Below are 18,154 nucleotides of genomic sequence, written 5' to 3'. Positions count from 1 at the left end.
AATGCGCTTAGATAAATTTTTATCTCATACGGGATTTGGGAGTCGGAAAGAAGTCAAACAATTGTTAAAAAAGAAAGTTGTCAGGGTTAATGATCAGGTAGTCAAAAAAGGAGATTACATTCTCAATTTAAATCAAGACCATATTTCTGTAAACGGGGAAACGATTACTTATCAAGAATTCATATATCTGATGTTGAATAAACCAGCCGGTTATTTAAGTGCAACTGAAGATAATTTTCAAAAAACGGTTATTGACTTATTGCAGCCAGAAGAACAGCATTTCAATCCTTTCCCAGTGGGGCGGTTAGATAAGGACACAGAAGGATTATTATTGTTAACGAATGATGGCGAGCTTGCTCATTTTTTATTATCACCAAAAAAGCACGTCAAAAAAACATACTACGCAGAAGTAGTGGGTGTGATGGATCTGGAAGATATAGAACGATTCAAGCTAGGAATTGTCTTGGAAGATGGCTATAAATGTCTACCAGCTGAACTTCAAATTATTGAACAAACTGATCGGACTTCCAAGGTATTAATCACGGTCGAAGAAGGTAAATTTCATCAAGTGAAACGAATGGTTTTAGCATGTGGGAAGGAAGTCAATTATTTGAAACGGCAATCAATGGCAAGTTTAAAGTTAGATGAAACGCTGAAAAGTGGCGAATACCGTCCGTTGGATAAAGAAGAGCTAGATCAGCTCAAGGAATTTTTGCCACAAGACAAGTAAAAATGCTAAACTTAGTTTATGACTTTTTAGAAAAGGATGTGCCACAATGGAAATTAATTGGACAAAAGAGGTAGAGGGTCGAAAAGAAGAGCTCTTAGAAGATTTATTTACCATTTTACGTATTGACAGTGTTAGAGATGACAAAAAAGCGACACCTGAGATGCCAGTTGGTCCAGGACCAAAAGAAGCTCTTGATGCTTTCTTAGAAATAGGGAAACGTGATGGTTTTTTAACAAAAAATGTTGGTAACTTAGCCGGACATATTGAGTTTGGTCAAGGTGAAGAATTAATGGGTGTACTCGGGCATGTAGACGTTGTACCAACTGGTACCGGATGGGAAACTAATCCCTTTGAACCTGTTATTAAAAATAATCGTGTTTACGCCCGTGGGTCTAGTGATGATAAAGGTCCTTCAATGGCAGGGTACTATGCGATTAAAATTATCCGTGATCTAAAATTGCCCGTTTCTAAACGTGTGCGAATGATTATTGGGACCGATGAAGAAAGCGGTTGGCAATGTATGGACTATTACCTTAAGCATGAAGAAAAACCGGGCTTTGGTTTTTCACCAGATGCAGATTTTCCTATCATTAACGGCGAAAAAGGTAATCAGTCTCTGTACGTGACTATAGGTAACAATCTTGAAGGTGGAAAGAATCAACTAATTGATTTTGAAGCGGGTATGCGTGAAAACATGGTACCACAAGATGCAAAAGTTGTGTTTATCAGTCAGGAAGTTGAAAAAATAAAAACAACTTGGAAGACTTTTATTGAAGCGAACCCGATAACTGGCTCTTTCTCTGTAGAAGGAAAGACAGTGACGATTGAAGTAGTGGGTAAATCTGCCCATGGAATGAACCCAGCAGCAGGCGTAAATGCTGCGACTTATTTAGCTGTTTTCTTAAATCAATTTGAATTTGGTGGAGAAGCAGCAACCTACTTTAAATTAATTACGGACTATATTCATTTAGATTTTGCTGCTCGAGACTTAGGTGTGGCGCACACAGACGCTATTATGGGAGAATTGACAATGAATGCCGGTATCTTTTCTTTTACAGAAAAAGATGGGGGTAAAATCGCTCTAAACTTCCGCTATCCAACAGGTGTACATGCAAACTCTCTAGAAGATAAGATAAAAGAAACGTTAGAACCACTTGGTGTTTCAGTTAAAAAAGAGGGTTTAGGTAAAGAGCCTCACTACGTTCCAGCTGATGATCCTTTGGTTAAAACGTTACTGGATGTCTATGAAAAACATACGGGTCAAAAAGGGCAAGAACGTTCCATAGGTGGCGGTACTTATGGACGATTGATGGAAAGAGGTGTCGCTTACGGTGCTTTGTTCCCGGACAGTATTGACACCATGCATCAAGCAAATGAGTTTTTAGCTTTGGATGATTTATTCCGTGCCACAGCGATTTATGCAGATGCTATTTATCAATTGATTAAATAGAAAAACCAGAGTCTTGCTAATATATTAGCGAGGCTCTGATTTTTTTAGAAATTTTTTATCATATCGGTTGCTATTTCTAACATCTGAATGGCTAATTGTTGATTCGTTATTAATAAATCATAGGGTTCATCCTCACCGAGAATAGAAGTATTGTAGTTTACTTCCATTCTTTTACCTTCATGCGCTTCTCTATCTGCGTACCAATCATTGCTACCGTAATAATTCGCTACTTTTTTTATAATTACTTGTCCCTCTTTAAATTCTTTTAACGCTTCCTCAAACTGCTTCACATGCTGTTCTGCTTGGACAAGTTCAGCTTGCATCCTTTTAACTCTTTCGGTTGATTCCATTTTCTCACTCCCTGTTGTTTTTTATGATTTTTGTAGCAATTTCAAGCATTTTAATTGTCAGTTGATGGTTGTCTATTAAGAGATCATTTACCGGATCTTCTCCTAAAACCGGATCATTAAAAATTTGCCGGTCTTGATGCCATTCGTCTTGACCATAGTAGTCTATTAAAGAATGGATATTAGTTTGTTCGGACTCGAACTTTTTTAAATAGTTTTCAAAGTTATCGAGAGTCTTTTGTGCTTGGGTAAGTTTACCCTGCATCCTTTTTACTCTTTCTAATGCGTCCATTTTCTCTACCTCCTTGGATCAGATTGCTCTTATCCATTAATTATAATCAAAAGTTCGGACAGAATACAAAATATTTGTTACAGAAAGATTACAAATGTAACAAAAAGTAACATGCTATAAAGAAAAAAATATAAAAAAACAATTTATTACTATCTTAATTCTTACTTTTTCACTTAAGTAGACAATAAAAAGACAATTCACGTACATATGTGCGAAAATTTGAAACCAAAATGTCATACTCTGTTTACATATTTTTTAATTCTTCAATGTTATACTCATTACTGTTGAAAAAAGAAGGAGAGAACACATTGAAGCATAAAAAATATATTGCCTTAGCATCTTCGATTATTTTATTGTCTCCATTTGCTGGTGGGTTCCAAGCACAAGCAGATACATTGGACGAATTAAATAGCGAAAAGCTACATTTAGAAGAAAAATCACAAGAAATTCAAAATAAAATAAACCAAAAAGAAGACTCGTTAAATAGCCTAGAAAACGAAAAAAGGAATTTAGAGAACAATGTACAAGAATTACAAAATAATATCGATGAACTTTTATTAGACCTTGAAGCGCAAGAAGAAGCTCTTGATGAAATAGAAGAGCGGATTGACGCATTACAAGATCGTATTGAAGCTTTAGAAATTATTATTGAACAACGGACTGAAAAATTGAATAATCAAGCACGTGTTATTCAAACACAAGCAAGTTTAACCGATGTCGTGTCTATTGTAGCAAGCGCTGAATCTTTGACAGATCTAGTGGGAAAAGTAACAACAGTTAATCATCTTCTTGTAGCGAACAAAGAAATTGTCACGCAACAAGAAAATGACAAAAAAGAAGTTGAAGATTCCAAACAACTCGTAGAAGAAGAAAAAGTTGCAGCAGAAGAATTGAAACAACAAATCATTGTCAGTAAAAACAATATCGTCGCGCAACAAAATGAACTTAATCACCAAATTGCGCTTGTACTAGAAAATACACAATTGACGAAAGCTGAGAAAAAAGATTTAGAAGCTACACAATCTGACGTTTTAGCACAAGCTCAAATTATTGGTGAGGATATTGCAACGGAAGAACAACGGATTGAATCAGAAAGACTGGAAAAAGAAAGAATCGCACAGGAAAAAGCTGCAGCCGAACAAGCAGAAATTGCTGCCCGTGAGCAAGCAAGTGGAAACCTTGTGGCATCTGTCGATTCCGCGTCCGCGCCTACTTCTTCTACTCCAGAAGTTTCTGTTGGCGGATTTATAAATCCAGCTTCTGGTTATATCTCTTCTCCATTTGGTATGCGACTCCATCCGATAGATGGCACCTACCGTTTGCACGGCGGGATTGACTTTGCTGGTAGTGGTGCTATTGTAGCCGCAAAAGAAGGAACAGTTGAAGTTGCAACCTTTAGTCCTTCATGGGGATACCATGTTGTAATTAATCATGGCACCATAAATGGGAATAATGTTAAAACACTCTATGCTCATATGACACCATCTTTATCAGTTGCGCCAGGACAATCAGTTAGTCAAGGGCAACAATTAGGAATTATGGGAACAACTGGTGAATCAACCGGCGTTCATCTCCATTTAGAGGTCTATGAAAATGGCGTGCGAATTGATCCATTGAATTATTTCTCATTATAATGCATACTATAGAAGCCACTGTTTTCTTTTAGAGACAGTGGCTTTTTTGAACGTTAAGGAGAGTTTGTAATGGAAAAAATTACCTCGATAAAAAACCAAAAAATAAAACAGTTAAAAAAATTACATACCGCAAAAGGTCGTAAAGAGATGGGATATTATGTTATCGAAGGCGAGCATTTGTATTTAGAAGCGGTTAAGAGCCAAGTAAAGCTTGAAGAGATAATTGTTACTGAAAAATTTTTGTATAAACTAAAAGAAAACCATCAAGAAATAGCTACATTAGTCACTGATGATGTTATGAATAATCTTACGCAAACAGAAACTTCACAAGGCATCTATTGTACTGTAGAAATACCTGATCAAGACCTACCAATAACTTATCAAGGTAAGTATATTCTTTTAGACGGCGTTCAAGACCCTGGAAACGCCGGAACAATTGTTCGAACGGCAGATGCAGCTGGTTTTACAGGCGTTATTTTTGGAAGCGGGAGTGTAGACCCCTATAACGATAAGGTTGTGAGATCTATGCAAGGGAGCCAATTTCATTTGCCTATCTACCGTACAAATCTATTGAGTGTCGTTGAAAAATTTGAGAATGTCTATGGGACTGCTCTTGATCCTTTAGCAAAAGACTACCGTCAAGTAGCAAAAAGTAAAAACATCGCTCTGGTAATGGGTAATGAAGGAAATGGTGTATCAACAGAAATTTTAAGTAAAACGACCCATAACCTTTATATTCCGATATATGGACAGGCGGAATCATTAAATGTCGCGATTGCTGCGGGAATTTTAATATATCATTTTGTCTAAATAAAGCAAAAAAGCTTCTCAATCATCTAATTTGATGTATAATAACTCTTGAACGATTAAAAGGAGCCTAGCTAATGACTTATCAAAAATGGGAACAAGATAAAGAATTTATGTCACTTATCAGTGATTTACTTGATCGCGATGAAGTACAACAACTTAAAGAAATTACTCAACACTATTATAGTACACGCCTAGATCATTCTATTTCGGTTGCATATCGCAGTTTCTCTATTGGAAAAAAACTTAAATGTGACACACGTGCCTTAGCACGAGCTGGTTTATTACATGATTTGTTTTATTACGACTGGCGCTCAACTAAATTTGCTGAAGGATCGCATGCTTATGTGCATCCTCGAATTGCATGTGACAATGCTGAAAAGTTAACCGCATTATCTGATTTAGAAAAAGATATTATCGTGAAACACATGTGGGGTGCAACAATTGCCTTTCCCAAATACAAAGAGAGCTATATTGTTACAATGGTAGATAAATACTGTGCTTGTGATGAAGCAATTTCGCCATTATTTACAAAAATGAAACAATCTTTTTCAAGTCAATGGTCACGGGTTAAACAGAGTCTATCTATAAATACAATTCCTACTAATATTAAATAAAGCAAATGACATAAACGAGGTGCAGAAAATGGAAAAATCAGCAGAAACATCATTATGCATCTGTCCAAAGTTTGAAAAAGCATTCATGATATTAGGAAAAAAGTGGTCCGGTTTAATCATTGAAGTACTTTTGACAGGTGATCGACGTTTTAAAGAAATAGCAGCAGAAATTCCTGATGTCAGTGACCGTGTTTTAGTAGAGCGGTTAAAAGAATTGGAAGAAAAAGGAATTGTCATTCGAACAGAACGAACAGAAGGCTTGGTAAAAGTAATGTACGGGTTATCACAAAAAGGAAAAGATTTAGAAGTTGTTATGAAAGAAATTCAGAACTGGTCAGATAAATGGATAACAGTAGAGACTTGACGATAACTGGTTTTATTGATAAATTATGATAAATATTATAAATGCACTGACGGGAACCACCTACCGCATCACGACCACAGGAAGATTTGCCTTGACTGAGAGCAAATTGCCGTAAACGGTAAGAATTTCACTCCCAGAGCAGGCTTTGGAATTTGCGACTGCAATGAATAAAGTCCCGGCAATCTTGTCGTTAATGAAAGAAGTGTTGTGCTCATCTTTTGAGGCAAAACAAGGGTGGTACCGCGATATCTCGTCCCTTTTTAGGGAGAGGTATTTTTTTTATGCAAAAATATAGATGGTGAGGGATCAAGGATGGAATTAAAAGAAAAATTAGAAGAATTACGTGTTGAAGCATTAAATAAAATACACGACGCCGAGGACTTGACGACTTTAAATAGTTATCGAGTTGCCTATTTAGGTAAAAAAGGACCGATTACTGAAGCATTGCGTGGCATGAAAGATGTCGATCCAAAAGAGCGTCCAATAATTGGGAGTATTGCAAATGCTGTTCGTGATCAACTGACCGAAGAAATTGAAAAAGCAAAAGGCTTGTTAGAAGAAAAAGCCTTGCATGAAGCAATTGATGCAGAAAAAATAGATGTTACGTTACCAGGTAAGCAAATTCTGGCTGGAACAAAACATGTTCTCACTCAAATCATGGAAGAAATTGAAGACTTATTTTTAGGTATGGGATATCAAGTGATTGATGGTCCAGAAGTAGAATTAGATTTATATAACTTTGAAAAAATGAATTTGCCAAAAGACCATCCAGCTCGAGATATGCAAGATACTTTCTATATTACGGAAGACTTGCTTTTGCGTACGCATACGTCCCCAGTCCAAGCACGAACAATGGAAAAGCACGATTTTACTAAAGGACCCCTAAAAATGATTAGTCCTGGTAGAGTGTATCGGCGTGATAATGATGATGCGACGCATTCACATCAATTTACCCAAATTGAAGGATTAGTTGTTGCAGAGAATATTACACTGAGTGATTTAAAAGGAACGCTTGATATTTTTGCTAAAAAGTTGTTTGGAGAAGAACGAGAAATTCGTTTGCGTCCCAGCTATTTTCCTTTCACGGAACCATCAGTAGAAGTGGACGTTAGCTGCTTTAAATGCGGCGGCAGTGGTTGTAACGTTTGTAAGCAAAGTGGTTGGATTGAAATATTGGGATCTGGTCAGGTCCATCCATATGTATTAGAAATGTCTGGAGTTGACTCTAAAAAATATTCTGGTTTTGCTTTTGGTATGGGCCCAGAACGGGTTGCTATGCTAAAATACGGCATTGATGATATCCGTCATTTTTATCAAAATGATATTCGGTTCTTAGAACAATTCAAGGCAAAGGAGCAATAAGCGATGAGAGTTTCGTATAAATGGTTACAAGAATTTTTAGACTTATCAGATATTTCGGCAACAGAATTAGCGGAAAAAATGTCTCGAACTGGAATTGAAGTTGATAATTTGATTCCGTTAGGGCAAGGGTTATCCAAAATTATAGTAGGTCGTACGCTAAAAGTAGTCGACCACCCTGATGCAGATCATTTACGCGTCTGCCAGGTTGATATTGGTGAAGTTGAACCCGTACAAATCGTCTGCGGCGCAACAAATGTTGAAGCAAATCAAAAAGTTATCGTTGCTTTACATGGTGCGCGTATTGTTGGTAATAAAAAGATAAAACGTGGTAAAATTCGTGGTGAAGTTTCCAATGGGATGATTTGTTCTTTGGAAGAATTAGGCTATCCTGAAAGCGTGGTTCCAAAGAAATATGCAGAGGGAATTTACATTCTTCCAGAAGAAGCAGAAGTTGGTAGTGATGTGCCTTCGTTACTAAATTTAGATGATGAAATATTAGAATTGGACATTACCCCAAACCGTGCTGATGCTCTAAGTATGCGCGGAGTTGCGCATGAAGTAGCTGCTATTTATGGCAAAGAAGCAACCTTTAAGACCCCACAACTTCCCGTGACCCAAGAAGATGTTCATGACTATATTCAAGTATCTGTTGATGATCCAGAAGATGCACCTATTTATCACATCCAAATCATTAAAGATGTAAAAGTACAAGAGAGTCCTTTATGGTTGCAAACAAAATTAATGCATGCGGGAATGCGTCCTGTTAATAATATCGTTGATATTACAAATTATATTTTACTTGAGTATGGACAGCCTCTACATGCTTTTGATTACGATGAGATTGGCTCAAAAGAAATTCGCGTTAGACGTGCATCAGAAGGAGAATTGTTTACAACTCTTGATGGTGCTGAAAGAACACTCGATAACGGTAATATTGTGATTACCAATGGTTCAAAACCAATTGCTTTAGCAGGTATTATGGGTGGATTAGATTCTGAAATTACTGATAAAACAGTTAATGTTGCGTTAGAATCGGCCTTGTTTAATCCATTAGCAATTCGAAAAACAGGTTCAAAGTTTAATTTAAGAAGTGAAGCAAGTGCACGCTTTGAAAAAGGCATTAATATGGCAACTATTTCTGAAGCAGGTAATTATGCTGCACAATTGATTAGCGAATTAGCTGGTGGAACGATTATGAGCGGAACCGCTTCTGTGGAAACAGTCGAAGCCAAAGATGTTTCTGTTACAATTAGTCTCGATAAAATCAATCAAACGCTCGGAACAGAAATAACGAGTGAAGAAGTTGCAACGATATTTGATCAATTAGGGTTTAAACATACCTTATCAAATAATAGTTTTAACGTTTCAATTCCTCCAAGAAGATGGGATATAGCTCTGGAAGTAGACATTATTGAAGAAGTTGCGCGTATTTACGGGTACGATCATTTACCTGCGACACTTCCAATTATCCAAACAACTTTGGGCGAATTAACACCAAAACAAAAGCTTGTTCGTCAAACGCGCCAAGATATGCAAGCTACTGGTTTAACACAAAATATGAGTTATGTTTTAACAACTCCCGAAAAATCTAAAGCTTACACATATGAACCAGGCGAAGCCATTCGATTAGCTTGGCCTATGAGTGAAGATCGTTCAACACTGCGAATGAACCTTCTTGCAAGTTTATTAGAAAATGTAAGTTATAACGTCGCACGTAAGAATGCAAACATTCAATTTTATGAAATTGGAAAAGTATTTCTACCTCATAATCAAGATGCTCTTCCTAAAGAAGTTGATCACCTTGCTGGTATATTAACCGGAAACGTTCAATTAAAAAATTGGCAAACCGATGCGGTTGCTGTTGATTTTTATCATGTAAAAGGGATTTTAGAGACTTATTTCGAATCTCTCGGATTATCTAAACACATCAAATATGCGAGCACGGATGCTATTGAATGGATGCATCCAGGGCGAACAGCCGAAATTTACCTAGATGACAAAGTAATTGGTTACCTTGGTCAAGTGCATCCTAGTGTTGCTAAAGAGTACGACTTAAAAGAAACGTACGCATTTGAATTAAATTTAGATACACTGTTAACAGTCAATAAAAAGACGGTCACACAAGGTTTAATTCCGCGATACCCAGGTACAAGCCGCGATTTAGCGATTTTAATCAATGAAACAGTCACTCATAACGACATCCGTTCGGTAATACGAGCAGAGGCCGGGCCATTCCTTGCAGACATCCACCTATTTGATATTTATCAAGGTAAAGGAATAGAAGCTGGCAAAAAATCAATGGCTTATTCCTTAGCTTTCTTAAATCCAACTGCAACACTAGTTGATGAAGATATCAACAAAGCACTTGAAGATGTTAAGTTAGCTTTGAGTACCCAGTTGCAAGCTGAATTTAGATAATATAAACGACCATCCAATCAGAACGTGCTTGGATGGTTGCTTGCGTCAAATTTACTGTAAACGATAAGGAAACGTGTTAAAATACAGAGGATGTAGCATAAGGAGGAATAAAAATGAGTGAAGATAAACGTCGTTTTAAAACAATTATTGCGGGCAGGCCTTACACTATTTTAGCGAATAAACCAACCGATCATCTAAAATTGGTTTCAGAACTGACCAATGAAAAAATTATGCAAATTAAAACAGTGATGCCTAATTTAGATATTGAACAAAGATCGGTATTAGTGAGTATTAACGCTATTTCAGATGCAGTATCGAAACAAATTGAAATTAATGAATTAAAAGAAGAGATAAAAAGGTTAAAAGAAGAAAGAGGACGTGGAAGGGCTTATGTCAAGAAAGAAGTTAGATCAAATACATTGCCCAGTGAGAAATCACAAAACGTCCCTCCAAAAATGACATACAGAAAACCAACTGCTCAACATCGTTTAATGACAAAAAAGACACCCTCAAATGGGATGCCTTATGCGTCTAAAGAAAAGTTGTTAAATCGTATGGGTAAATGGGAAGACAGGTGATGAGATGTTAACACTTATTATTTTAGTGGTATTACTGATTGGGGTATATGCCGGTGCTCGGCGAGGACTGGTTTTACAGGTGGTCTATACGATCGGGTATATCCTATCCTTTTTTGTTGCAAAGGCTTATTATTTAAATCTTTCAGAAAAACTTGAAATGCTCGTCCCTTATTCCCAACCCGGAATAGATGATAACATGATTTATTACAACACAGCTGAAAAGTTAAACTTAGATTATGCCTTTTATAACGCTTTAGCTTTTCTCCTTATTATTGCGATTGGTTGGTTGATCACTCGGATTATTGGTTATATGTTAAATTCATTGACCTTTCTTCCACTATTAAGAGAAGTTAATTACTTAGGAGGCGGGTTGCTAGGATTTATTATGCAATACTTAGCCATTTTCTTATTTTTAAAGTTTTTAACCTTTATTCCTTTTGAATTTGTCCAAGACCAATTCACAAATAGTGGATTAGCCAATTGGATTGTTCAAAACACACCATATTTATCAACCACCGTTTATGATTGGTGGTTGGGTATTGTTAACACTTCCCAATAAGAAAGAATCAATTCTAAGAGAGGGTGAACGAGTTGAATTCTAAAATAATCACAACACTGGAATTTGATAAAATTAGGCAACAGTTAGCCCAACACGCTGCCACAGAAAATGGGAAACAGACTCTCTTAAAACTAGAGCCACTTACCGATTATCAAGATGTTCAAGAAAGACAAGATGAAACAGATGATGGTAGAAAAGTAAAACGTTTAAAAGGTGGCATGCCAGTACCAAGGCTAAAAGATATTCGGATGCAACTGAAGCGTTTAGAAATTGGTGGTAGTCTGAATGGGAAAGAAGTCTCTCAAGTTGGACGTGTCCTGACAACTACTAACGAAGTGTTGCGTTTTTTTGAGTGGTTTTATGAGTACGAGGTTGACTTTTATAAGTTATACACCATCGTAGAAGAATTAATTGATTTACCAGACATGCGAAAACGTATTGCTCGATCTATCTCTGAAGATGGCGAAATATTAAATGATGCCAGTCCGGAGTTGGCTCGAATCAGACAAAATATCAAAGCAACTGAAGGTGCTATCCGTACGAAACTTGATGATATCATACGAACCAAAGCTAATTACCTAAGTGATGCTTTAGTCACGATACGAAATGACCGATTTGTAATTCCAGTTAAACAAGAATATCGTAATGCATTTGGCGGTATCGTACACGATCAAAGCTCAACTGGACAGACCTTATTTATTGAGCCGCAAGCGGTATTAGATATGAATAATAAGCTGCGAACGTTATCAGCAGATGAAAAACATGAAGAAGAACGAATCCTTTATGAACTTTCTGCCTTATTAGAACCACACATTCAAGAATTGAAGTCAAACCACTCTGTTTTAACGAGACTAGATATTATTAATGCCAAAGCACGGTATGCAGAAAGCATACATGCTACGCGTCCTACTATTAGTAAAGAAAATCACATTGCTATCTGGGCAGCTCGGCATCCTTTGATTGATCCGGAAACAGTAGTAGCAAATGATTTATTAATTGGAGAAGAGTATCAAGCTTTAATTATTACGGGCCCTAATACAGGAGGTAAAACCATTGTTTTAAAAACAATGGGAATTATTCAATTAATGGGACAAGCAGGTTTGCAAATTCCCGCTGGTGAAAATAGCCAGATAGGTATTTTTAATGAAATCTTTGCAGATATTGGTGATGAGCAGTCTATTGAACAGAGTTTAAGTACCTTTTCATCTCATATGACAAATATTGTTTCTTTCCTAGAACATGTAGATGAAAATTCACTCCTGCTCTTTGATGAACTAGGCTCAGGAACCGACCCACAAGAAGGGGCTTCATTAGCCATATCCATCTTAGATTATATAGGTGGAAAGGGTAGTTATGTAATGGCAACAACGCATTATCCGGAGCTAAAGGTCTATGCCTATAACCGTCCCGGAACAATTAATGCGAGTATGGAATTTAATGGTGAAACTTTGGCACCTACTTATCGTCTCCAAATCGGCATACCAGGACGCAGTAATGCCTTTGATATTTCGAGACGGCTTGGTTTACCTGGAGAAATTATTGACCAAGCGACTGGATTTATACACGAAGAAAGTCAAAGTTTAAATGAAATGATTGCTGATTTAGAAAAGAAACGTCGTCAAACAGAGTTAGAATCTCTACAGTTAAATAAACAGATTAATGAGTCTGATCAGCTATTAAATGAGTTGAAAAAAGCTTCTCATGAATTAGAAAGCACAAAAGAGAGCTTAGTTGAAAAAGCTAAACAAGAAGCTAACCAGTTACTTCAAAAAACGAAAGAAGAAGCAGAGTTTCTCATGCAAGAAATACGTGAGATGCAGATGAATGTTTCCAAGAATAGTCAAGTTAAAGAACATGAACTGATTGATTTACGCCGTCAATTTGATCAGCTCGAACAAAAAGAGACAGTCGTTACGAATAAAGTCCTACGCCGTGAGAAAGAAAAGAAAAAGCTAAAAGCAGGAGACGAAGTTATGACAGCGTCTTATGGGCAACGTGGCGTATTAGTTGAGCCTGTAGATAAAAATCAATGGGTTGTGCAAATGGGAATCATGAAAATGAAGTTACCAGAATCAGATTTAAGTAAGATAGAAGAGTCACCAGAAAAAATAACCAGACGTAAACAGAAACAGATTGCGAGTGTGCGTTCAGAGTCAACGAGTCACGTCTCCACTCAGTTAGACTTACGAGGGTTACGTTATGAAGAGGCCATGATGGAATTGGATAGTTACCTAGATGCAGCCTTATTAGCTAATTATGCTCAAGTAACTATTGTACATGGAAAAGGAACAGGTGTTATTCGACAAGGCGTACGAGATGTCTTAAAAAAGCATCCGCAGGTAAAATCTTTTGATTATGCGCCTGCTAGTTCAGGTGGTAATGGTGCAACGATTGCGGTGTTTAAAGGTTAAGCAATAAAATAGTCGTATAAGGTTTAATTTGTTATAATTGTTTTAGAGATAAGAAAGAGGGGATTTAAAGATGGTAAAAGTATTAACAGATGCAAATTTTGAATCAGAAACAAAAGAAGGATTAGTTTTAGTAGACTTCTGGGCAGAATGGTGTGGTCCTTGTCGTATGCAATCACCAATTATTGATGAGTTGGATGAAGAAATTGGCGACAAAGTTACTTTTGCTAAAATGGATGTTGATGCAAACCCACAAACACCGCAACAATTTGGAATTATGGGTATCCCAACACTATTAATTAAAAAAGATGGCGAAGTTGTTGAAAAATTAGTTGGTTATTCTCCAAAAGAAAAACTAGAACAAGTTCTAGAACAATACGCTTAAAACTATAAAAAAACTAGTTCAATTAAAATTGGACTAGTTTTTTTATAGTTTAAAATAGTAATTTGGTACGAATTAGTGCATAATAAATATATAGGTAAACCAAAGGAAAGGTGGTAGAGCTCATGCATACAGCAAGAAAATGGATTGGTCTGATTTTACTAGTGATACCAGTTATTAAGTACATTCAAAATTGGCAGGAAGAAGATAAAAAAGCGTAAAAAAACAGCGTTCAGAGGCATTCTGAACGCTGTTTTTTCTATTAACGCATCCCATGAAGACGTTTCACCGGCACACTGAGTAGTAAACCATTTCCTGGATCAGTGATTTTAATTTTTTCATCTATTTTATGAATAATCTCTTCGGTGTCTTCATCTTTAGTAACAAGAAGTAAAATATCTTTTTCAGGTTCAACAGCAGCAGCAAAGAGGACTTGTTTTTCATGTAGACCCGACCCGCGACCTTTTAATACTGTTCCTGAATGTGATCCTGTTTCAGTAACTGCCTCAACTGCTTTACCACAAGAACCTCGGTCCATAATCGTAAAGATTGCTTGATAGCCCAAAAAATCAACTCCTGATCATATTTTCTTCATTGTATCATATTCAAGCCAAACTTCCGAATCTTTGTTATAATAAACGAAGTAACTAAATGTATGTAAGGGACGTTATTATGGATAAAAAAGCGATTGGATTTTTAGATTCAGGTGTTGGTGGATTAACAGTTGTCAAACAAGCAATGAAGCAATTGCCCAATGAATCAATCTATTACATTGGAGATAACGCACGTTGTCCTTATGGTCCAAGACCAGCTCATGAAGTGATTGCATTCACGTGGGAACTAACACAGTTTTTATTAAAAAAAGATATTAAATTATTAGTGATTGCGTGTAACACAGCAACAGCTGTTGCTTTAGAAGAAATAAGGCAACGAGTTGATATCCCAGTTATTGGTGTTATTCTACCCGGTAGTAGAGCAGCAATAAAAAATACTGACAATGGTCGTATTGGCGTTATCGGAACGGAAGGGACGATTAAGAGTGGGGTTTATGAACAAACATTAAAAGCAAAAGACCCAACCATTCAAATAGCTAGTCTAAGCTGTCCTGATTTTGTACCATTAGTTGAGAACAACCAAATAAACTCTTCAATAGCGAAGAAAATTGTTTACGAAACCCTTCAGCCCATGACTAAATTAAATTTAGATACCCTTATTTTAGGGTGTACACACTATCCAATTCTCAGACACCAAATACAAAATGTGATGGGAGAACAGGTTATTTTGATAGACTCAGGAGCTGAGGCTGTTTCAGAAGTGAGTACCTTATTGGACTATTATGAAATAGCCGCTCACTATTCACACCGTCAAAGTCGAGAATATTGTTTTTATACAACGGGTGCTAAAGAACCGTTCTTTAATATTGCTAAAGAATGGTTAGAAGTTAATGATTTAAATGTTCAAGAAGTTCGATTATAAGGAGTGTTTCATTTGAAAAAGATTATCATAGCAACTGCCAATAAAGGAAAAGCGCGTGATTTCAAAAAGTTATTGGAGCCCCTTGGTTTCGTTATCGAGACGTTAGCTGATTATCCAGATCTACCAGAAGTAATTGAAACGGGCTATACCTTTGAAGAAAATGCGCGTTTAAAAGCCGAAACTATTAGCAAGAGCCTACAACTTCCTGTTCTAGCAGACGATTCGGGACTTATGATTGAAGCGCTCCATGGACAACCGGGTGTTTTTTCTGCACGTTTTGCTGGAGAAGATAAAAATGATTCAGCTAATAATGCCAAGGTCTTAGCTATGTTAGGAGAGATTCAGCCAGAAAACCGCCAAGCACGTTTTCATTGCACATTAGTATTGGCACACCCTGAGAAGGACAGTTTAGTAGTAGAAGGAGAGGTAGAGGGGCAAATTGCTAAATTTCCAAGAGGAGAAAATGGTTTTGGATATGATCCACTCTTTTATTATCCTGAACTTGATAAAACCTTTGGTGAGATGACAGATGAAGAAAAAAATACTATCAGTCATCGGGCACGAGCCCTAGAAAAACTAGAATCACAAATTGAAGCTTGGTTTAATTAAAAGGAGTGGGATGGATGCAGTTGTTGCTAGTGAGTGATAGTCATGGAGATAGTCAAATACTGGATGAGCTAGTTGAAAAGTATGTAGAAGAAGTAGATGCTTTTGTTCATTGTGGCGATTCAGAGTTAAGTTCTGCTTATCCAGTTTGGAATATTGTTGATACGGTTGCAGGTAATTGTGACTTTGATAATGGTTTTCAAGATGTTATTGTGAGACGCAATTTAGAGTACGACTATGCAATTGTACATGGACATTATCACAATATTAAATGGAGTCTCGACCCACTAAAAGAATTAGCACAAGAGGAAAGGGTTTCCATGGTTTTTTATGGGCATTCGCATGTATTAAAATTTGATTATACAGAAGGTGTCTTTTTTATCAATCCCGGAAGCATTACCCAACCGCGCGGAGAACTCAAAGAGCGAACTTATTGTATTTTATCTGCCCATGCTAATCAGTTGATGATTGATGTTTATAACCATGAACATGAAAAATTAGATTATCTGTCATTTAAGAGTAATAAATTAAGTGAGATTTAATTAATGAATTGATAAATAAAGTGTATACTATATTTAAAATAGTTGGGAGGATAAAGATGATAAGTGAAGAAGTTAAAAAAATGCTCCTTCAGGACGAAGATGGGAATATTTTTGTCTCAAGTGAAGATGTTGCAAATTTAAATGTTAATAATAATTTGAATCATGCTTTGTTAGTGTTGTCAAAGGTAGGTTATACCTCTATTCCTGTCTTAGATAATGACTCTAGAATCAGAGGTCTCATCTCAATGCCTATGATTATCAATGCTATTATGGGATTAGATGCTATCAAATTTGATGAATTAGAAACCATGCGAGTAGAAGATGTTATGGACAAAAATGTACCGATTATTGACGCTACTTGTGACTTAGAAGATATTTTGCATCATGTAATCGATCATAGCTATCTGTGCCTTGTTGATAACGAAGGTTATTTTAAAGGGATTGTGACGCGTAAAGAAATACTTAGTCGCGTCAACCATCTTGTTCATGAATTGCATAATCACTACCGCTTGGTAGAAAATTTACCATCAAAAATCAATTAAACGGCCTCCGACTAAGGAGACCGTTTTTTATTTACTATTATTATGGACGACAGTTGGTTTGGGTAGTTCGATTCCAGCTTTGCGTAACTCCAGTAGGTATCTAGTTAAAAAATGGTCATGTACATTGAACTGTTGTCCGTTCAGTGTATAAAAGTTAATACTTAATGTGACGAGGCCATTGCCAATATTATTAGGACCAAAATAGGTGGGTCCACTGACAATTTCAGGGAAATTAGGAACCATTAAGTCATTTATTTCATCAATGATTTCTCGTACTTTAATAAAATCTGTATTAGCATTTAAAATAAGTTCAATTCTCGCTCGCATATTATTACGTGAATTATTACTAATAACGCTGATGGTATGATTTGGTAGAAAATGATGAACACCATCAAAGCCTTGAATTTGTGTAGAACGTAAACCGATTGAAACCACGTTACCAGAAAACTCTTCAATTGTGACAGAGTCACCCACATCAAACTGATTTTCTAAGAGAATAAAGAATCCATTTACGATATCATTAATAAAAGTTTGTGCACCTAAACCTATGGCCAACCCTGCAATTCCAGCACTGGCTAGAAGTGTTGAAACAGGAATACCTATTATAGAGAGAATCGTATAGACGAAGAAAAAGGCGATGGTATAAGATACAGCATTATCAAGCATTTTATATATGGTACTTCTGCGGCTACTTGAAATATTCATATTCTTTCGTTTTCCTTCAAAGGTACGTTTTAATAAGAGTTTAATAACTTTCTTTAAAATAGAAAAGGCTATAACAGTTAATACGAGGTAAATAGCACGGGTCATGACGAAAGAAATGATAGTTGACCAGTTAATATTGCGCCACCATTCTATAAAGAGATTGGAAGTTTCTACAACCGAATCAACGGTTTCGCCAATGGGGTTTTCTGTTGAAACAACAAGTAGCTTCATTTTCATTCATCCTTTTTTTTATAGTTACTTTTAAAGAGTATCATGATTTTAAGGAATCGTCAAAGATGAGAAATTCTTTTCTAATAAGGGTTTTGAATGGCGCA

At 36.5% G+C, this 18,154-nt stretch carries 19 protein-coding genes and 1 pseudogene; 16 read left to right on the top strand and 4 right to left on the bottom strand.

All coding sequences use genetic code 11. The annotated features are described in order from the left end of the window. The first annotated feature begins 1 nt into the window (after window position 1). Window positions 2-730, top strand: a complete 729-nt coding sequence (locus BW727_RS04755) for a pseudouridine synthase (RefSeq protein ID WP_062471896.1) — start codon at window positions 2-4, stop codon at window positions 728-730. 46 nt (window positions 731-776) lie between these two features. Next, window positions 777-2,180: a dipeptidase PepV gene (pepV, locus tag BW727_RS04750; RefSeq protein ID WP_062471893.1), complete on the top strand. Its 1,404-nt coding sequence runs from the start codon at window positions 777-779 to the stop codon at window positions 2,178-2,180. 44 nt (window positions 2,181-2,224) lie between these two features. On the opposite strand, the gene BW727_RS04745 is transcribed toward pepV, so the two are convergent. Beyond that, the gene (locus BW727_RS04745; RefSeq protein ID WP_062471890.1) at window positions 2,225-2,530 is read right to left on the bottom strand and encodes a DUF4298 domain-containing protein; all 306 of its coding nucleotides are present in this window, start codon (window positions 2,528-2,530) and stop codon (window positions 2,225-2,227) included. 4 nt (window positions 2,531-2,534) lie between these two features. Next, entirely contained in the window at window positions 2,535-2,819 is a 285-nt protein-coding gene (locus BW727_RS04740) for a DUF4298 domain-containing protein (RefSeq protein ID WP_062471887.1), read from the bottom strand. 308 nt (window positions 2,820-3,127) lie between these two features. On the opposite strand from BW727_RS04740, the gene BW727_RS04735 reads away from it, so the two are divergent. From BW727_RS04735 to trxA, 10 genes are all read left to right on the top strand, one after another. Further along, entirely contained in the window at window positions 3,128-4,453 is a 1,326-nt protein-coding gene (locus BW727_RS04735) for a peptidoglycan DD-metalloendopeptidase family protein (protein WP_062471884.1), read from the top strand. Window positions 4,454-4,522: 69 nt separating this feature from the next. Beyond that, window positions 4,523-5,263, top strand: a complete 741-nt coding sequence (locus tag BW727_RS04730) for a TrmH family RNA methyltransferase (RefSeq protein ID WP_062471881.1) — start codon at window positions 4,523-4,525, stop codon at window positions 5,261-5,263. A gap of 74 nt (window positions 5,264-5,337) precedes the next feature. Next, entirely contained in the window at window positions 5,338-5,877 is a 540-nt protein-coding gene (locus BW727_RS04725) for an HD domain-containing protein (RefSeq protein ID WP_062471878.1), read from the top strand. Between the two features lie 28 nt (window positions 5,878-5,905). Next, on the top strand, window positions 5,906-6,241 hold the full coding sequence (locus BW727_RS04720) for a winged helix-turn-helix transcriptional regulator (protein ID WP_062471875.1): 336 nt from the start codon (window positions 5,906-5,908) through the stop codon (window positions 6,239-6,241). 312 nt (window positions 6,242-6,553) lie between these two features. Then, the gene (gene pheS, locus BW727_RS04715) at window positions 6,554-7,603 is read left to right on the top strand and encodes a phenylalanine--tRNA ligase subunit alpha (RefSeq protein WP_062471872.1); all 1,050 of its coding nucleotides are present in this window, start codon (window positions 6,554-6,556) and stop codon (window positions 7,601-7,603) included. Window positions 7,604-7,606: 3 nt separating this feature from the next. Then, the gene (pheT, locus tag BW727_RS04710; protein ID WP_062471869.1) at window positions 7,607-10,021 is read left to right on the top strand and encodes a phenylalanine--tRNA ligase subunit beta; all 2,415 of its coding nucleotides are present in this window, start codon (window positions 7,607-7,609) and stop codon (window positions 10,019-10,021) included. Between the two features lie 113 nt (window positions 10,022-10,134). Beyond that, on the top strand, window positions 10,135-10,599 hold the full coding sequence (gene zapA, locus BW727_RS04705) for a cell division protein ZapA (protein ID WP_062471866.1): 465 nt from the start codon (window positions 10,135-10,137) through the stop codon (window positions 10,597-10,599). Window positions 10,600-10,603: 4 nt separating this feature from the next. Next, window positions 10,604-11,158, top strand: coding sequence for a CvpA family protein (locus tag BW727_RS04700; protein WP_062471863.1), 555 nt, complete (start codon window positions 10,604-10,606; stop codon window positions 11,156-11,158). A gap of 32 nt (window positions 11,159-11,190) precedes the next feature. After that, complete coding sequence (locus BW727_RS04695; RefSeq protein ID WP_062471860.1) at window positions 11,191-13,569, top strand: endonuclease MutS2; 2,379 nt, start codon at window positions 11,191-11,193, stop codon at window positions 13,567-13,569. Window positions 13,570-13,639: 70 nt separating this feature from the next. Then, entirely contained in the window at window positions 13,640-13,951 is a 312-nt protein-coding gene (gene trxA / locus BW727_RS04690) for a thioredoxin (protein WP_062471857.1), read from the top strand. Between the two features lie 259 nt (window positions 13,952-14,210). On the opposite strand, the gene BW727_RS04685 is transcribed toward trxA, so the two are convergent. Further along, complete coding sequence (locus tag BW727_RS04685) at window positions 14,211-14,513, bottom strand: P-II family nitrogen regulator (RefSeq protein WP_062471854.1); 303 nt, start codon at window positions 14,511-14,513, stop codon at window positions 14,211-14,213. Window positions 14,514-14,599: 86 nt separating this feature from the next. On the opposite strand from BW727_RS04685, the gene racE reads away from it, so the two are divergent. The 4 genes and pseudogenes from racE to cbpB all read left to right on the top strand — a co-directional run bounded on the left by racE (window position 14,600) and on the right by cbpB (window position 17,114). Continuing rightward, complete coding sequence (gene racE / locus BW727_RS04680; RefSeq protein WP_227807227.1) at window positions 14,600-15,424, top strand: glutamate racemase; 825 nt, start codon at window positions 14,600-14,602, stop codon at window positions 15,422-15,424. A 15-nt stretch (window positions 15,425-15,439) separates the two neighbouring features. After that, a pseudogene (locus BW727_RS04675) lies at window positions 15,440-16,033 on the top strand (XTP/dITP diphosphatase); the annotation flags it as partial. A gap of 14 nt (window positions 16,034-16,047) precedes the next feature. Next, the gene (locus tag BW727_RS04670) at window positions 16,048-16,572 is read left to right on the top strand and encodes a YfcE family phosphodiesterase (protein ID WP_062471844.1); all 525 of its coding nucleotides are present in this window, start codon (window positions 16,048-16,050) and stop codon (window positions 16,570-16,572) included. Between the two features lie 56 nt (window positions 16,573-16,628). Then, window positions 16,629-17,114, top strand: coding sequence for a cyclic-di-AMP-binding protein CbpB (cbpB, locus tag BW727_RS04665; protein WP_062471842.1), 486 nt, complete (start codon window positions 16,629-16,631; stop codon window positions 17,112-17,114). A gap of 27 nt (window positions 17,115-17,141) precedes the next feature. Here cbpB and BW727_RS04660 read toward each other — a convergent pair whose 3' ends face one another. Further along, a complete protein-coding gene (locus tag BW727_RS04660) occupies window positions 17,142-18,050 on the bottom strand; it encodes a mechanosensitive ion channel family protein (RefSeq protein WP_062471839.1) in 909 nt (302 codons plus the stop codon). Window positions 18,051-18,154 lie beyond the last annotated feature (104 nt).

This window comes from Jeotgalibaca dankookensis (assembly GCF_002005405.1).
Taxonomy (GTDB): domain Bacteria; phylum Bacillota; class Bacilli; order Lactobacillales; family Aerococcaceae; genus Jeotgalibaca; species Jeotgalibaca dankookensis.
Note: the sequence above shows the minus strand (reverse complement) of the source record. Positions and strands in the feature narration are given on the sequence as shown.

Coding starts and splice junctions, on each gene's coding strand:
- BW727_RS04745 (WP_062471890.1), bottom strand. CDS start 2,530: ATGGAATCAACCGAAAGAGTTAAAAGGATGCAAGCTGAACTTGTCCAA.
- zapA (WP_062471866.1), top strand. CDS start 10,135: ATGAGTGAAGATAAACGTCGTTTTAAAACAATTATTGCGGGCAGGCCT.
- pheS (WP_062471872.1), top strand. CDS start 6,554: ATGGAATTAAAAGAAAAATTAGAAGAATTACGTGTTGAAGCATTAAAT.
- BW727_RS04670 (WP_062471844.1), top strand. CDS start 16,048: ATGCAGTTGTTGCTAGTGAGTGATAGTCATGGAGATAGTCAAATACTG.
- BW727_RS04730 (WP_062471881.1), top strand. CDS start 4,523: ATGGAAAAAATTACCTCGATAAAAAACCAAAAAATAAAACAGTTAAAA.
- pheT (WP_062471869.1), top strand. CDS start 7,607: ATGAGAGTTTCGTATAAATGGTTACAAGAATTTTTAGACTTATCAGAT.
- BW727_RS04725 (WP_062471878.1), top strand. CDS start 5,338: ATGACTTATCAAAAATGGGAACAAGATAAAGAATTTATGTCACTTATC.
- BW727_RS04700 (WP_062471863.1), top strand. CDS start 10,604: ATGTTAACACTTATTATTTTAGTGGTATTACTGATTGGGGTATATGCC.
- cbpB (WP_062471842.1), top strand. CDS start 16,629: ATGATAAGTGAAGAAGTTAAAAAAATGCTCCTTCAGGACGAAGATGGG.
- BW727_RS04755 (WP_062471896.1), top strand. CDS start 2: ATGCGCTTAGATAAATTTTTATCTCATACGGGATTTGGGAGTCGGAAA.
- trxA (WP_062471857.1), top strand. CDS start 13,640: ATGGTAAAAGTATTAACAGATGCAAATTTTGAATCAGAAACAAAAGAA.
- BW727_RS04740 (WP_062471887.1), bottom strand. CDS start 2,819: ATGGACGCATTAGAAAGAGTAAAAAGGATGCAGGGTAAACTTACCCAA.
- racE (WP_227807227.1), top strand. CDS start 14,600: ATGTATGTAAGGGACGTTATTATGGATAAAAAAGCGATTGGATTTTTA.
- BW727_RS04720 (WP_062471875.1), top strand. CDS start 5,906: ATGGAAAAATCAGCAGAAACATCATTATGCATCTGTCCAAAGTTTGAA.
- BW727_RS04660 (WP_062471839.1), bottom strand. CDS start 18,050: ATGAAGCTACTTGTTGTTTCAACAGAAAACCCCATTGGCGAAACCGTT.
- pepV (WP_062471893.1), top strand. CDS start 777: ATGGAAATTAATTGGACAAAAGAGGTAGAGGGTCGAAAAGAAGAGCTC.